Source organism: Amycolatopsis marina (assembly GCF_900111885.1).
In the GTDB taxonomy this organism is placed as follows: Bacteria; Actinomycetota; Actinomycetes; order Mycobacteriales; family Pseudonocardiaceae; genus Amycolatopsis; species Amycolatopsis marina.
The window spans coordinates 315,309-329,982 of record NZ_FOKG01000002.1 but is presented as its reverse complement, the minus strand read 5'-3'; the positions used below and the strand labels follow the sequence as shown (position 1 = coordinate 329,982).

Annotated in this window: 18 protein-coding genes; 8 read left to right on the top strand and 10 right to left on the bottom strand. The window is 68.3% G+C overall.

Going from position 1 to position 14,674, the window contains the following annotated elements; all coding sequences use genetic code 11:
• The first annotated feature begins 104 nt into the window (after nucleotides 1-104).
• Entirely contained in the window at nucleotides 105-848 is a 744-nt protein-coding gene (gene dprE2, locus BM199_RS05720) for a decaprenylphospho-beta-D-erythro-pentofuranosid-2-ulose 2-reductase (protein ID WP_091670956.1), read from the top strand.
• A gap of 8 nt (nucleotides 849-856) precedes the next feature.
• Here dprE2 and BM199_RS05715 read toward each other — a convergent pair whose 3' ends face one another.
• Nucleotides 857-1,333 carry a hypothetical protein gene (locus tag BM199_RS05715; protein ID WP_091670563.1) on the bottom strand — a complete coding sequence of 159 codons (477 nt, stop codon included), beginning with the start codon at nucleotides 1,331-1,333 and terminating at the stop codon, nucleotides 857-859.
• A gap of 116 nt (nucleotides 1,334-1,449) precedes the next feature.
• Nucleotides 1,450-1,938 (bottom strand): hypothetical protein, encoded by a 489-nt coding sequence (locus BM199_RS05710; RefSeq protein WP_143101773.1) that lies wholly within the window; start codon nucleotides 1,936-1,938, stop codon nucleotides 1,450-1,452.
• A 98-nt stretch (nucleotides 1,939-2,036) separates the two neighbouring features.
• On the opposite strand from BM199_RS05710, the gene BM199_RS05705 reads away from it, so the two are divergent.
• Both BM199_RS05705 and BM199_RS05700 read left to right on the top strand, forming a co-directional pair.
• Nucleotides 2,037-2,885: a helix-turn-helix transcriptional regulator gene (locus tag BM199_RS05705; protein ID WP_091670558.1), complete on the top strand. Its 849-nt coding sequence runs from the start codon at nucleotides 2,037-2,039 to the stop codon at nucleotides 2,883-2,885.
• A 42-nt stretch (nucleotides 2,886-2,927) separates the two neighbouring features.
• Nucleotides 2,928-3,950, top strand: coding sequence for a TerC/Alx family metal homeostasis membrane protein (locus BM199_RS05700; protein ID WP_091670954.1), 1,023 nt, complete (start codon nucleotides 2,928-2,930; stop codon nucleotides 3,948-3,950).
• 14 nt (nucleotides 3,951-3,964) lie between these two features.
• Here the strand turns inward: BM199_RS05700 and folE are convergent, their stop codons facing one another.
• Together folE and BM199_RS05690 are read right to left on the bottom strand one after the other, a co-directional pair.
• Nucleotides 3,965-4,534, bottom strand: coding sequence for a GTP cyclohydrolase I FolE (gene folE / locus BM199_RS05695; RefSeq protein WP_091670951.1), 570 nt, complete (start codon nucleotides 4,532-4,534; stop codon nucleotides 3,965-3,967).
• A gap of 98 nt (nucleotides 4,535-4,632) precedes the next feature.
• Nucleotides 4,633-5,070: a DoxX family membrane protein gene (locus BM199_RS05690; RefSeq protein ID WP_091670555.1), complete on the bottom strand. Its 438-nt coding sequence runs from the start codon at nucleotides 5,068-5,070 to the stop codon at nucleotides 4,633-4,635.
• An 85-nt stretch (nucleotides 5,071-5,155) separates the two neighbouring features.
• Between BM199_RS05690 and BM199_RS05685 the strand changes: the two genes are divergently transcribed.
• On the top strand, nucleotides 5,156-5,845 hold the full coding sequence (locus BM199_RS05685; protein ID WP_091670553.1) for a helix-turn-helix transcriptional regulator: 690 nt from the start codon (nucleotides 5,156-5,158) through the stop codon (nucleotides 5,843-5,845).
• Nucleotides 5,846-5,959: 114 nt separating this feature from the next.
• Nucleotides 5,960-6,157, top strand: coding sequence for a hypothetical protein (locus BM199_RS05680; protein WP_091670550.1), 198 nt, complete (start codon nucleotides 5,960-5,962; stop codon nucleotides 6,155-6,157).
• Here BM199_RS05680 and BM199_RS05675 read toward each other — a convergent pair.
• Complete coding sequence (locus BM199_RS05675) at nucleotides 6,147-8,042, bottom strand: hypothetical protein (protein ID WP_091670548.1); 1,896 nt, start codon at nucleotides 8,040-8,042, stop codon at nucleotides 6,147-6,149. The two genes, BM199_RS05680 and BM199_RS05675, sit on opposite strands and share 11 nt — an antisense overlap.
• A gap of 136 nt (nucleotides 8,043-8,178) precedes the next feature.
• A complete protein-coding gene (locus BM199_RS05670; protein ID WP_091670545.1) occupies nucleotides 8,179-8,871 on the bottom strand; it encodes a TetR/AcrR family transcriptional regulator in 693 nt (230 codons plus the stop codon).
• A gap of 464 nt (nucleotides 8,872-9,335) precedes the next feature.
• Between BM199_RS05670 and BM199_RS33185 the strand changes: the two genes are divergently transcribed.
• Together BM199_RS33185 and BM199_RS05660 are read left to right on the top strand one after the other, a co-directional pair.
• A complete protein-coding gene (locus BM199_RS33185; protein ID WP_143101772.1) occupies nucleotides 9,336-9,542 on the top strand; it encodes a hypothetical protein in 207 nt (68 codons plus the stop codon).
• Between the two features lie 116 nt (nucleotides 9,543-9,658).
• The gene (locus BM199_RS05660; RefSeq protein ID WP_091670540.1) at nucleotides 9,659-10,141 is read left to right on the top strand and encodes a hypothetical protein; all 483 of its coding nucleotides are present in this window, start codon (nucleotides 9,659-9,661) and stop codon (nucleotides 10,139-10,141) included.
• Nucleotides 10,142-10,236: 95 nt separating this feature from the next.
• On the opposite strand, the gene BM199_RS05655 is transcribed toward BM199_RS05660, so the two are convergent.
• From BM199_RS05655 to BM199_RS05645, 3 genes are all read right to left on the bottom strand, one after another.
• A complete protein-coding gene (locus BM199_RS05655; protein ID WP_091670539.1) occupies nucleotides 10,237-10,713 on the bottom strand; it encodes a nitroreductase family deazaflavin-dependent oxidoreductase in 477 nt (158 codons plus the stop codon).
• 13 nt (nucleotides 10,714-10,726) lie between these two features.
• Nucleotides 10,727-11,338, bottom strand: a complete 612-nt coding sequence (locus tag BM199_RS05650) for a TetR/AcrR family transcriptional regulator (protein ID WP_091670536.1) — start codon at nucleotides 11,336-11,338, stop codon at nucleotides 10,727-10,729.
• Nucleotides 11,339-11,434: 96 nt separating this feature from the next.
• A complete protein-coding gene (locus BM199_RS05645) occupies nucleotides 11,435-11,929 on the bottom strand; it encodes a DUF309 domain-containing protein (RefSeq protein WP_091670534.1) in 495 nt (164 codons plus the stop codon).
• A gap of 108 nt (nucleotides 11,930-12,037) precedes the next feature.
• On the opposite strand from BM199_RS05645, the gene BM199_RS05640 reads away from it, so the two are divergent.
• Nucleotides 12,038-13,192 (top strand): CapA family protein, encoded by a 1,155-nt coding sequence (locus BM199_RS05640; RefSeq protein ID WP_091670948.1) that lies wholly within the window; start codon nucleotides 12,038-12,040, stop codon nucleotides 13,190-13,192.
• A 15-nt stretch (nucleotides 13,193-13,207) separates the two neighbouring features.
• Here BM199_RS05640 and BM199_RS05635 read toward each other — a convergent pair whose 3' ends face one another.
• Entirely contained in the window at nucleotides 13,208-14,599 is a 1,392-nt protein-coding gene (locus BM199_RS05635) for an alpha/beta hydrolase family protein (protein WP_091670531.1), read from the bottom strand.
• Nucleotides 14,600-14,674 lie beyond the last annotated feature (75 nt).

Below are 14,674 nucleotides of genomic sequence, written 5' to 3'. Positions count from 1 at the left end.
GCCTCCGGGAATCGGAGCGGAAGTACGGCGACAAGACGCTACTACTCGCAGATCACGGCTGGGGCGGTTTCCGCGTGGTTCACCGGGACGGCAGACTGCGCGGGATGAACGGGACTCTCCTGGTACTCGGTGGACGCAGTGAGATCGGTCTGGCGCTGGCGGAACGCCTTGTCGCCGACGGAGCTGCGACCGTGGTGCTCGCGGCCCGCCGCAGTGGTGAACTCGGCGAGCAGCGGGAGCGACTGACCCGGGCAGGTGCGACGACGGTGGACACGGTGGAGTTCGACGCCGACGACCTCACCTGTCACCGCCCGGTGCTCGACGACGTGGTGGCCCGGCACGGCCCACTGGGTACCGTGCTCGTCGCGTTCGGGATTCTCGGCGACCAGCAACGCGCGGAGGCCGATGCCGCGCACGCCGTCGCGGTCGTGCACACCGACTACGTCGCGCAGGTCGGTGTGCTGACCCACCTGGCGAGCCTGCTGCGCGCGCAGGGCAGCGGCAGGCTGGTGGTGTTCTCCTCGGTGGCCGGAGTCCGGGTGCGCAGGGCGAACTACGTCTACGGCTCCGCCAAGGCGGGGCTGGACGGCTTCGCCAGCGGACTCGCCGACGCACTGGCGGGCAGCGGGGTCCGGCTGCTGCTCGTGCGGCCCGGGTTCGTGATCGGCAGGATGACCGAGGGGATGGAGCCTGCGCCGTTCTCCAGCACGCCGGAGCAGGTCGCCGAAGCCACCGCCGACGCCCTGCGCCGCGGCCGGGGCGAGGTGTGGGTGCCCCGGGTGCTGCGCCCGGTGTTCGCGGTGATGCGGTTGCTGCCGAGGACCGTCTGGCGCAGGCTCCCTCGCTGAGCGAGCGGTCAGATGACCAGCAGGCTGAACACGCTCGAGGTCGCCGAAGCGTAGAGCGTGGTCTCCGGGTGGTAGACGCGCAGTTTGATCTCGGCCTGGACCTGGAAGCTGAGCTTGAGCTGGTAGCTGCCGTTGGGCCTGCACGAGGTCGACGTGAGGTCCACCCAGACGCCCGCGACGAGCCGCTGCACCACGAGTGGTTCGAGCGACGTCACACCGTCCGTGCCCGACGCCCGTAGCGGCGCCTGTACGTCGAGCTTGCCCTTGAGCTTGACCTTCTCGTTGACCTTGACCTTGCTCTTGTCGAGTTTGGCGTCGACCTTCACCTTCTTCTTGCCCGCGATCGAGTGGGTGCCGGTGCCGTCCGTGCCGACCGGGGCGGCGAGCGCCGCGCCGGGTGCGGTGGCGAGCAGAGCACATCCCGCGAGCAGTGCGACGAGGGAGCGGCGGATCCGGTGCTGGGCTGGGTTCTTCGTGGTTCGCATGATCGAAGTGCAGCACGCCGGAACACGGCGAACGGAGTTAACCGCCCCGAACGATGTCACACGACCACCTGGGCAGGTGAGCATGCCGGCCGGCGTGACGTTGGGTGATCCCCGGATCAGATGTCGAGCGGGATCATGCAGTGGACCCGTGCCGTCCCGCTCTTGCCCGTCCCGGTCTGCGCGTCGTCGGCCACGGTCACCCCGTCGACCCTGATGGCGCACCGCAATGGTTCGCCGGAAGGGTCCGCGCTGTCGGCGCGCACCGTGATACCGAGGCTGCCGACGTGCGCCAGCGTTTCGGTGAACTCGAACTCGAACGGCTCCCCCTGCAGTTCGACCTCGGTCTGCGCACCCGCCCTGGACACGTGCATGACGGTGTCGTAGGGCCCGGACACCGTCACCTCGACGGTGTGCTTGGACGGTACCGCCGGTACCGGCTGCTCGGTGGATTTCTCTTGTGCCGCAACAGGTTCTGTTTGCGGGGTCGAAGCGACGGTCACCGTTGCGAGGGCGACCGCGATCAAGGAGAGGGAAGCCAACGCGATGCGCTGCACGGGGCGCGCTCCCTCCATCGGTCCGCGGACGCAGACACCTGATTGTGCCATTCGGCCATCTCATCCTGGCAGCGTCCTGCCGGGTGACCGCCTGACCAGGGTGTGGCGCACCCAGGCGCGGCGCGGAGCTTCTCCGTAGAGTCGGGGACATGGCGGCGAACGAGCTGGGCGACTTTCTCAGGGCGCGGCGAGGGCGGCTGCGGCCTGCGGATGTGGGACTGCGTGAGCACGGGCAGCGGCGGGTCACGGGCTTGCGGCGCGAGGAGATCGCCGTGCTGGCCGGGGTCAGTGCCGACTACTACACGCGGCTGGAGCAGGGCAGGGAACGTCACCCGTCGGCTCAGGTGCTGGACGCGCTCAGCGGTGCGCTGGAACTGGACGCAGAGGCCCATGAGCACCTGTACCGGCTGGCCGGAACGGGCGGGAGGACCGGCCGGGCGGTGGTACGCGAGGTGGTCGGTCCCGCATTGCGGCAGTTGCTGGACGGCTACCCGGGGGCCCCGGCGTTCGTGCTGAACCGGGCGCTGGACATCCTTGCGGTGAACGCGCTCGGTGCGGCCCTGTACTCGCCGTTCGCGGCGGTCGACAACCTCGCCGAAATGGTCTTTCTCGATCCGGCCGGCAGATCCTTCTACGTGGACTGGCCGCGCGCGGCGGAAGCCACCGTAGCCAGTCTGCGGTTGGCGGCGGGCTACGACGCCCACGATCCCCGGCTCGCGCGACTTGTCGATGCGCTTGGCGACCACAGTCCGGAGTTCGCCGGACTGTGGCGCACTCACGAGGTCCGCGGCAAGACCAGGCAGGCGAAGGAACTGGCGCATCCCGATGTCGGCGTGCTGTCACTGACCTACCAGGCGTTCGACGTCCGTGACGCGCCCGGCCAGCAGCTCGTCGTGTACCAGGCGGAGGCCGGGAGCCCGAGCGCCAACGCGCTGAGCCTGCTGGGCACCCTTGCCGCCACGCGTCGCGGTCATCCTGCGTCGCGCTCGTTCTCCTGATAGATCAGGATGTTCCTGCAGGCAATCGGAGCGGAGGCAGGAATGCTGGACCTCGGTATGGTGACGTGGGCGGCCACGATCGGGCTGATCGTCGCACTGCTCGCGGTGGATCTTGTTCTGGCCTGGGTGCGGCCGCATCGAGTCGGATTCGGCGAGGCGACCGCGTGGTCGGTGTTCTACATCCTGGTCGCCATCGGATTCGGCGTGTGGTTCACCATGCAGCATGGTGGCGACTTCGGCACGGAGTACTTCGCCGGCTACATCATCGAGAAGAGCCTCTCGGTCGACAACCTGTTCGTGTTCGTCATCATCATGACGACCTTCGCTGTTCCCGAGGAGCACCAGCACAAGGTGCTGACCTTCGGCATCGTGCTCGCGCTGATCATGCGCGCGATCTTCATCGCCGTCGGCGCGACGCTGCTGGCGCTGTTTTCGTTCATGTTCCTGCTCTTCGGGTTGTTGCTGATCTACACGGCGGTTCAGCTGTTCCGGCACCGCGACGAGGATCCCGATGTCGAGGACAACGCTGTGGTCAAGGCGGCGCGCAAGTTCCTGCCCGTGAGTGACGAGTACGTCGGCGGCAAACTGGTCGCCAAGGTGCAGGGCCGCAAGCTGGTCACCCCGTTGTTCATCGTGCTGCTGGCGATCGGCAGCGTCGACCTGCTGTTCGCGCTGGACTCCATCCCCGCGGTCTTCGGGGTCACCGAGGAGCCCTACATCGTGTTCACCGCCAACGCCTTCGCGCTGCTCGGTCTCCGAGCGTTGTTCTTCCTGGTCAAGGGGTTGCTGGAGCGGCTCGTCTACCTCTCGGCAGGGCTCGCGCTGATCTTGGCGTTCATCGGTGTCAAGCTGCTGCTGCACTGGGCCCACGTCGACATCGACGAGCGTGTCCCGGAGATCTCCACGCCGGTCAGCCTCGGCGTTGTCGTCGTCGTGCTGGCCGTCGTCACCGTCGCGAGTCTGGTCAAGACCAAGAAGGACCCCTCCGCCAAGGCGCACCCCGGGTCCCTGCGGGCGCACAAGGCAAAACCCGGAGACTCCGACCGCGACGCGAGCCAGAACTGAGCGTGGTCCGGCAGTCAGATCTTCCCGCCGGTGAGGGCGAAGAACTCCTGTCTGGAACCGGCGTCCCGGCGAAGTGAACCATGGAGCGCCGACGTGACGGTACGTGCGCCCATGGCCCGGACGCCACGCAGCGACATGCAGAGATGTTCCGCCTCGATCACCACACCGACCCCCTGTGGCCTCAGGTGGTGCTGCAGCCAGTCGGCCACCTGCTGGGTCAGCCTTTCCTGAACCTGCAGGTCGCGGGCGAACAGTTCCAGCACACGAGCAAGTTTGGACAGTCCGAGGATTCGCTCACCCGGCAGGTAGCCGATATGAGCCACACCGCTGAACGGCAACAGGTGATGCTCGCACAGCGACTGCACCGGGATTCCCCTGGCCAGCACCAGTTCGTCGTATCCCTCATCGTTGGGAAAGGTGGTCAACCGGAACTCCGGGGACCGCAGCATCTCCGCGTAGGACAGAGCTACTCGCCTCGGAGTTCCGGCCAGATGCTCAGCGGAGGGATCCTTGCCGAACGCCCGCAACAGATCGGCCACTGCTCGCTCGGCCGCGGCAAGGTCGGGTTCCGTGTGCTCCCGCATGATGCGCAGGTTTCCGGCTCCGCCCACCGTTGGGCTTGCGTGCTCGACGTGTTCGATGTCCGGAACGCTCATCCGGCACTCCCTTCGCGGGTTACGGGTCAGGATCGGCGAGGGCGGGACGAGGTGTGACTGATCGACAGGCGGGCGAGCGCGACCGCGGCGACCAGCAGGCCGAAGTCCCGCAGTGCGATGTCGTAGAAGCCCGGGATCGTCAGCAGGTTCAGGATGATCCCGGCGAGCCAGGCCGCGACGAGCCAGCCGCCGAACCGCGGCGCGAGGGCGACCGCGATGCCCGCGGCGATCTCCACCACGCCGACGGCGTACATCGCCTGCTGGGCTGAGCCGGGCACGAGTTCGTCGATCCAGGGCGCGAGATAGCGGGGCCATTCCGTGAGCAGGTCCGCGAACTTGTCCAGCCCGAAGACGATGGGCGCCACCGTGAAAACGATGCGCAACAGCAGGAACGCCTGGTAGCCGGGGTCGGTGCGGATCCGGTCGACCGGCGCCTGCCCGGTGCTCGAACGCGAGGTGCTCATGTCTTCTCCTTCTAAAATTAATGTTAGTTGACTATAGAAACAGCGCTCCTGTTTCGTCAAGCGATGTTCGTTTTAGAATGTGGGCATGGACGATCGGCTTGGTGCGCACGTGGCGGCGGTGGCGGCGCTCGACGAGCCGACCCGCAGGCGGCTCTACGAGTACGTGGCGCGGCAGTCTGCCGCCGTGGGCCGCGACGACGTGGCGGGTGCGGTCGGGCTCGCGCGCGCCACCGTCGCCTTCCATCTCGACAAGCTGGTCGATGAGGGGTTGCTCGAGGTCAGGCACGAGCGGCGTAGTGGCCGTACCGGGCCGGGCGCGGGCCGCCCTTCGAAGCTCTATTTCCGATCGGCCAGGCAGGTTGCGGTGTCACTGCCGGAGCGTCATTACGACCTGGCCGGGCACCTGCTGGCCATGGCCATCGAGGAGGCGGACAGGTCCGGCGCGTCGGTGCGCGCCGAACTCGACCGGCTGGCCTGTGCGGTGGGTGCGGAGATGGGGCGAGCGGGACGTGCGCAGGGGGAGGACGCGACCGACGACGTCCTGTTCGCCGCGCTCGAGGCGCAGGGGTTCGAACCGCGGGCGGCCGACGGCCGGGTGCTGCTCGGCAACTGCCCGTTCCATCGCCTGGCCGAACAACACACCGAACTCGTCTGCGGCATGAACCTGAGCCTGCTCGGCGGTCTGCTCGACGGTCTCGGCCTCACCGATTTGCGCGCCCGGCTGGATCCGCTGCCCGACCACTGCTGTGTGCAGCTCAAGCCCGCTTCGGCATAGCACTCCCGAGTGTTCCGGCCACACCAAGAAGACAGGTGATCGAACATATGTTCTAATGAATGGGCCGGCTCTGGCGGGGAAGACCGGAGCCGGCCCAGACCTGAGGAGGGGTGCGTGGCCTGCAAGATCACTCACAAGCTGAACAGCCAGCAGATCCGGTTCGCCAACCGGGACGCGGCCGAGCGCTACGCCGAGATCATCGGTGGTGGCGTGGACAACTGGTACTTCGCAACGGTGCCGCGCCCCGACGTCGGACCGGTACCGATCACGGTGTCCGGCCCTCGGCGGGTGCGAGTGGTGATCAAGGCGTGAGCACGGGCTCCGGCGCGGTCTGCCGTGCGGCGCGGCCGCGCCTTCCGGTCCCCGCGGCCGCGGCCGCGTACAGCCAGGCGTACAGGCACCACGACGCGGCGAAAATGCCGCCGACCGCGACGTAGGCGACCGTCCAGAGCACGGCCGGAGTGTCCTCCTTGCGCTCTCGCTGAAGGAAGGAGATCTCGCTGATGAAGTCTCGCTGTCCCGCCACGGCGGGGATCTCCGGCGCCGAGGCCTCGGGGTCGTCGGGCGCGTAGATCGGCAGAATCGTCATTGTCCGGTCGACAAGAGCATCGGTCGAGCCGTGCAGCCGGATACCGCTCTTCCACTCGCCGTAGGCCGGCAGCGGCTGGGTCGTGGTGTAGACACCGGGACCTGTCTGCCGCATCGGGGAGTGGAAGAAGTCGCCGCCCTGCCAGGCCAGTGCCCGGAACCAGACCGCGTTCTCCGCGGCGCTGATGTCCTCGGCGCGGTCCATGGTGATCGTGACGTTCACCCACCTCGGCTCGTCCTGCGGATCGGCTTCCCTTGAGGCGTGGGAGATCGGCAGGGTCTCCGCGCTGGGGTTCAGTGCGATGTCGGCACGCAGACCTGGCGGCGGATCCTCAGGTGGCACCACCACTGCCATGAGCGCGACCGCGCCCAGTGCGCCGAGCAGGCCGAAGGCGTGGCGGACACGGAGCCGTTGCACTCGGCTGCCGGACGGGAGTGGATCCTGTTTGCGGCGGGCGGCGATGTCCTCGGTGCGCTGGTACTGCCAATGTCCGATGAGGGCGCCGGAGACACCGGCGGCCGTGCCGAACAGCATGATCGCGGGCAGCATCGCGGCAGGCCACGGGTAGGGCATCAGCCACTGGCTGAACGCCCATTCGGCCGCCATGCCGCCGGTGCCGATCAGGACACCGGACGCCACGGCGAAGATCGGCTTCGCCGACCGTCCTCGCAGTGCGAGCGCCGCGATCTCGATCAGCGCGGCCTCGGCGACGTAGGGCAGCATCGGCGAGACGTGGAAGTCCAGCGCGAACGGGATGCCGGCGTAAAGCACGCGGGAGAGCAGGAAGACCGCGAGCACGATCAGCGTGGCGCCGGGGCCGAACTTGGCCCGGGCGTACACCAGGGTCCAGCCCGCGATCAGCCCGACCAGTACCACCTGGGCGAGCATCGGGAACTGTGGCACGCCGAGGTCGAACTCCATCAGGAACGCGGAGGCGCCCATCATCCAGGCACCCGCGAGGATCGGGTCCAGCCAGCGGACGAGGCGTCCGGTCGCGCCGACCTGCCTTGCCTCGGCCAGCAGCAGTTGCAGGCCGATGACAACGGTGATCCCGCCGCCGATCATCAGCACGTGGGTGGGGCCCCATTCGGTCACGTCCTGGCCGAACAGCCGGTGCCACACGTCGTCGAGGGGGAAGCCCACCACGGCCACCAGGCCGGTCGCCATGATCAGGATGCTGCCCATCGGGGCACGCCAGTACGGGCCGATGGGGAACGTGCGGACGGGTAGTTTGCCCTTGGCCAGCGCCGCACTGAGCACGCCGGTGGCGAAGATTCCCATCAGGCCGAAGTAGATGGGGTAGTGCGAGGGGTTCGCCAGCGGGCCCTCGTCACGCCCCAGTTCCATGTGGGTCGGCACATCCCAGTACACGCCGATCAGCGCGGCGACGCCGGAGAGCATCGCGGTCCCCATCGGCAGTCCGGCCCAGCGCGGCAGTCCGGTCATGCGAGCGACCAGGTCGGCGAGTTTGCCGACGAGCGTGCGCTTGCCGCCCCGTTCGCGGATGACGAATATCGCCACCGGCAGGAAGATCCCGAAGAACATCGCCATCGCGATCAGGATCTGGTCGACGGCGGCACCTCCGGCGGGCGCCTGGGACAGCGTCATCTCGGTTGCCTTCCGGGTCGCTCGATGCGTCGGCGCATCAGAGTCTTGTTACCTGCGACTTAAGGTAACACTTACCGGAGGTAACACAAACCCGAGACTGGCTCAGGTGGCCACTGTTGTCGCCGTGGTGGCTTGCTCAATGCTCCGCGTACTGATCGGCAAGGCGTTGGTGCTCGACAGCGGCCGCGGTCGGGCCGATGTACGGGAGCAGCGCGCAGTAGACAAGGTCGGGCAGGAGTTCGGGCAGTTGCGTCGTCTCACCGCGGTGAATCCTGCTGTAAACGACCTCGACCAGACCGCCGACGACGGTCTCGGCGGTGATTTCCGGAGACGGCGGCGCGCCCTGTGCCTCAGCGATGGCGCAGGTGGTCTCGTGGACGAGGCCGATGATCAGCCGAAGCGAGGCATTGCGTCGCTCGATCGCCTTCGGTCCTGCCGCGAGTACCTCGACGATGAGCATGTGGGCTTCGGCGGGGTGTTCGGCGAGCAGTTCGAGCACCGCCCGGAGAGCGGCTTCGGCCAACTGGGAGAACTCCGTGCCGGAGGACCGCTGTGCCTGCTCGACCCGTTCCACCACGAGCGCCGCGAAGGCGTCGTATGCGGCGAGGAAGGCGTCTTCCTTCTTGCTGAAGTGCTGGTAGAAGGTGCGGCGGGAGATGCCGGCGCGGGAGATGACCGCCTCGACGGTCATCTCCCCGTACCCGGTTTCGGCCACCACCCGCGGTACCGCGGTCAGGATCCGCGCACGCTGGTTCCCCGCGACGTAATCGCGAGGCAGTCCGTGCCGACCAGGGGGCAGCTGTTGGGCTGCGCGCTCCTGTTCCCCCACTGCGCCTCCGGTTCGCTCTTTGCTCACCGTAAAGTAACGGTTACTGTACGACTGTGGCCCCCGACACAGGAACACCTCGTCGGTGTGACACCACCGCAGCGTCGGGCTGTCGTCAGGAGTGCCCGGCGTGTCTGCGCTTGCGCGCGGCGCTGCGGGCGAAGCTCGTCGACCAGGCGTGGCACGATCTCACTCCTACCGCAGTCGCCGATGCGGCCGGGATGTCGGTGAATTCCTTCTTCGCACACTACCCAAGCGTTGCCGCCTGTGGAGCGGCCGCACTCGACGAGGCGGCGGAGGATTGCCGCAGGGCGTGCGCACGGGCTTACCCGGCCCAGCGTGACTGCCGCGAGCGGTTCCTCCAAATGGCAGAAGCCGCGGTGAGCTGGATGGCGGCGCGCCCCGAGATGGCTCGGTTACTTTTCGTGGTTCCGCGACAAACTTGCGATCCGCTTCTACTGGAGAAGTTGAGTGTTTTCAGGTCGGTGATGGTGGCGATGTTCGAGCAGCCGCTGCGTTGCTCACCGGCAGGCCGGACACATGTCGAATTCGTCATCGGCCTCTTCTTTCAGGTGGTGGTTCGGGAATTCGCCAGGGGAGCGGAGATCGACATCCTGCGGTCGCGAGTGCTCATGTTGGCGCCGTTCGTCGAGACGCCGACGGCCAGGACGTAGCTGGTAACGGACAGTCACTGCCCGGAACTGACTGTTGACGTTTAGAAACACGCATGTTTATCTCTCTGGTGCCGCCGGGTGTACCCGTCGGTAACGCCGATAGATGGAGGTAGACGATGTCTCGGTTGCCCTCGAAGATCATCGGAATTCTCGCCGGCGCGCTCACCGTGGCGGCGCTGGGAACCGTTCCGGCACTCGCCGACCACTCGAAGATCGATGGGTCGATCACCGCCAACGGTGACACCTGCAGCTGGACCGACGGGAGCACCAGCGACAACCCGCCCAACACCCTCACTGTCGACCGCACGACGATCAACGCCCCCGGCGGCAATCTGAGCTGCTCCGGCGGTGTCAGTGCCACGCTGAACAACGACCCGACGGCCACTTTCGACGACGCGAACGGGACCGCGACCGTGGACCTGCTGGACGTCACGCTGACGCAGTTCGGAATGCAGTGCCGCTACCAGGCCCGCGATGTCGAGGGTCAGCGCGACGGAACGACCAGGCACTACACGGCCAGCGTCAGTGTTCCGCTGTCCAGTGGTGGTTTCGGCTGCCCCAACCCGTTGAACGCGGACGCTTCACTGACCCTGCACTGAGTCCTTCCCGCTAGCGGTGTCCTGCGGTGCGGTGAACCCCTGTTCTCCCGGTCCCGGCCGGGGAGCAGGGGTTCTCCGCGTCCCGGTCCCTCAGGTCAATGCGTCAGCAGGCGGAGGAAGGGGATGTGCCTGCCTGCCTCCCGGAAGTCGGCCGCGCCGCCGTCGACCTCGAACCCCATGTACCGGCACAGCGCCTTCGCCGCCCGCTTGTGCCTGCTCGCGTACTCGGCCATTACCTCGGCGCCCGCCTCCGTGTCGAGGGGAACCGCGGTGGCGGCACCCTTCTTGCCGCCGACCTGGATCCGCACCTCGGGGTCGGCGAGCACGTTGCGGTACCAGTCGGCCTTGGCGCCGAATCCCGAGGCGACCGTGTAGGAGCCCGCTGTGCTGTCGTGGTGCACCACCTCGATCACCACCTGCCGGGGCTTGCCGGACACCCTGCCGCGATGGTGCAGCAACAGGAAACGGCCACCGAGCAGGCGGCCGAGCCCGATGCGGTAGAGATGGATGGGCAGCCGGAAGAGGAACTTGGCCAGTCCCTTCGGCTGCGGCTTCCGCTCGAGGATGCGCATGGCCGTTCCTTTCTCAGTCGTCCCCCGACGGGGATGTGTCGGCAGCGGCGATCACGGTGGTCAGGAAGTGCTCGACCTGCGCGGCGAGGTCGACCGAGTCGGGCGCGATCGACCTGACCAGCGCCAGGCCCTCGAACTGGGCGATGACGGTCATCGCCGTGTCCGCGCTGTCGGCGACGCGGAACTCCCCGGCTTCGTTGCCCTGGTCGAGCAGTGCGGCGATCAGTTCGCGGTAGCGGTGGTAGTAGGTGCGAAGCAGTTCGCGGACGTCCGTTCTGCGGGCCGCCAGCCCGTAGAACTCCAGCGCGAGGTCGCGGCTGCCGTCGAACTCGGTGAGGTCGGTGACCGCTCTGCTGCCCAGTTCGCGAAGCCGGGGAGCGGCCGGGCCCGGCGCACGCACGATGCTCTCCACCGCGCCGACGTGCTCCTCGAAGAAGCGCTGGAGCAGCCCGGCGACGATGTCGTCCTTGCTGCTGAAGTGCCAGTACAGGCCGCCCTTGCTCAGTCCGGACTCGGCGACGATGTCCGCCATGACCGCCGTGTGCAGCCCTTTCCGGCCGAAGACCGCCGCGGCGGCGTCGAGAATCTGCGCCCGCCGCTCGGCGACATCCCGGTTCTCGGTCATCGGACCTCCCGTGCCCAAGATACAGACCGACCGCCCGGTCGGTCCACCGGCCAAGTCGAACAGCAGGTCAGCCGGGACACCTGATCGGCGCCGGAATCAGGAGGCCGAGTCGCGTTCTGCCCGCAGGCGGGGGGCGAGCGATGCGGCCTCCCGCACCTCGGGGCGCGCCTCCAGATCGGCGGCCAGGTCCTCGGCCCACCGGCGGATGCCGTCGATGTCCAGTTCATGGGCGACGCCACGGAAGGGTGCGATGTTGTCCGCGCCCCTGCGCAGCAGCGACGCGGCGCCCGGGAGATTTCCGCGGGCCGCGTGGGTCACACCGACCGCGAGCTGAGCCATGCCCCGCCACAGCCCTTCCTCCTCGGGGGGCCCGGTCTTCCACGCGTCCTCGAACACCTCGTGCGCGTGGAACGGCATGCCCGCCTCGAGCAGGCGTTGTGCTTCGCGCACGGTTTCCTGGGGGGTGCGCTCGATTCCCTCCGGCTGCCGCTCGACCCCCTCGGCCCCGTAGGGCAGCGGCCTGCCGAGGCCGTCGCGCGGGCGGGCGTTGCGGGCGCGCCCCTCGTCGTCTCGGTCCCGGTGCGTGCTCACCCCTCGATGGTGCCACGTCGCAACGCCCGTGGCGGTGCTACCCGCGGCAGTCCGATGGTGCAGGATGGCCCCGATCGTGTCGGTCCGCAGTCACTCACCGGTGTGCAGATGGGAGATCAGGTGCGGCGAGTTCTTCCCGCGGTCCTCGGCGTCGCGGTCGTGCTGACGGCCTGCACCGCGAACCCCGCCGAACAGGAAGCCCGGCCCGTTCCGTCGTCAGCCCCGCCCGCGCCGCCGGAGAGCACCGGCCCCGCGAACTCCTTCAGCGTCCTGGCCACGGGGGACGTCCTGATCCACCCGGCGCTGACCGAACAGGCCGAGCAGGACGCGGGACAGGGCAGCCTCGACTACCGGCCGCTGTTCGCCGGCCTCGAGCCCGTCGTGTCCGGCGCGGACCTGGCGATCTGTCACCTCGAGGTGCCGCTGGCGGAGCCGGACGGCGCCTACAGTGGCTACCCCTCCTTCAACGCCCCGCCACAGGTGGCCGACGCGCTGGCGGACATCGGCTACGACAGCTGCTCCACGGCCTCCAACCACACCCTCGACCAGGGCTCGGAAGGCGTCGTACGGACGCTCGACACCCTGGACGAGGCCGGTATTCGGCACACGGGGTCGGCGCGCACCGAGCAGGAGGCCGAGACGCCGCTGGTGCTCGACGTGAACGGCGTCAAGGTCGGGCAGGTGTCCCACACGTTCGGCTTCAACGGGTACGAGCTGCCCGAGGACAAGCCCTGGATGTCCAACCCGCTGGACGCGGAGGCCGTTCTCGCGGCAGCCGAGGCCACGCGAGAAGCGGGTGCCGAGGTGGTGATCGCGAGTCTGCACTGGGGAACGGAGTACCAGCACGAGCCGACCGCCGAGCAGCAGGACCTCGCCGCGGAGTTGCTGGGTTCCGACGCGATCGACCTCATCCTCGGACACCACGCGCACGTCGTGCAGCCCATCGAGCGCATCGACGGCGAGTGGGTGGCCTACGGACTCGGCAACAGCGTCGCCAAGCATTCCGAACCGAGAGGCGTGACCGAGGAGGGGATCGCCGCACGGTTTCACTTCGCCCGCTCGGCCGACGGCTGGTCGGTGGAACGCGCCGAGTACGTGCCGACGCTGATCGACCTCGGCCCGCCGATCCGCCTCACCGATCTCAGCGGCGAGTCGGGTGCGGACGTACCCGCCGCGCGGCGGGTCGAAGCTCTCGAGCGGATCGACGACGTGGTGCTCAGCCGGGATGGCGGGAGCACCGGGCTCAGCAGGGCGGGGCGCTGAACCCGGTCGCCGCGCTCAGGCGGGACAGGCGGCGAACAGCCTGCGCGTGCTACCCGGAACGGGATTGTCGTATGCGGCCGCGTCGCTGAACTCGCAGCCGTAGTCCGGCTGCGAGACCGCCGAGCGCTTGTGCACGACGTCGCCGTCGGGCCGCTCGCCGGTGTCGGTCCACCGAACGAGGTCGTCCCAGGCTGTCCCCACCTCCGAAGGTGAGAACTCGCAGTGGTTCACCGTGCGGATCGCGCGCTGGACGAGTAGCCGCGTCCGGTGGTGCTTGCTCGCGTCCTCGCGATATGCCTGCTCCATCGAGAACGGCACGAACAGGTCGCCGAGGCCGTGCAGCGAGAGCACGGGTGCGGTGGGCCTGCCTGCGATGCGCGGCACCTCGGTCAGCAGCGGCGAGTACCTGGCACGGACGTTCTCCGGAAACACCCGCTGCACCGAGGCGTTGACGTTGACCGGGGTGTTCGGCTCGTACCGCGTGCCGATGTTGGTCGCCACGTCACCGGGGTTTGCCGCGAGCCCTTCGAGACCGGAGGGCACGCTGAGACCGAAGAGAAAGTCCTTCCAGAAGGCGAACGACGCGGCGTCGCCGGGCCGGGGGCCGCCCGTGCGTTCCACTGTGATGGCGCGGAACTGCGCGCCGAGTTCGTTGAGTGTGTCCGGACCGCCGGGAGCGAGCTCGGTCATGCCCAGCTTCTCCTGGATCAGTGGCACCGCGGTCTCGAGATAGTCCTCGGGAACCGGATAGGCGGGTACGTCGGCCAGGTCCTGGGCCACCAGTTGGTAGTCGAGCAGGTAGTCGAAGAGTTCGTGGTCCCCGAGTACGCCGCACATCGGCAGCGCGCCGTCGTAGAAACCGGGGTACTGCTCCAGCGATCGCCCGATCACGTGGCCGCCCATGGACATTCCGGCCACGAACACCCGCTTCGGCTTGCCGACGAGGTCGCGGAAGTGCTGTGCGAGGTCCCGAGTGCTCGTGACACCGGCCCGGACGTCGTAACCGTTGGCGTAGTACGACGAGGCGGCCCAGGCGAAACCCTGGTCGAGCAACCGCTGTCGCAGCCCGTGAGCGGGCGGGTCCACCGTCAGCACCGTGCTGTTGCCGCGGTATCCGTGTGCCCACATCGCCAGTTCGCCGTTCCAGTCCGGCGGCACCTCCATGGTGTAGGCGGCGTGCTCGTGGATTCCCTGCAACACCGTCGCCGGTTCGCCACCGACCTCGGCGGGCGGTAGTGGCGGGTTGTGCACGGTGTAGCCGGGCAGCGGCTCGTCTCCCGGTGTCCGATCACCTTGTGTGGCGGGATAAGCCGAGGCCGGCGCGGCGACAACGCCACCACCGGCAAGGACCAAACCCAGTACCAGACCGACAATCGCCCGCGGACGGCGATTCGACAGCAGCGGCATTGCGCACCTCCAGGCCGCTCACCGTAGCGGAATTCGAGCCGCGGCAAAGAGAGGATTTAGTCACCGCCCGTGTTC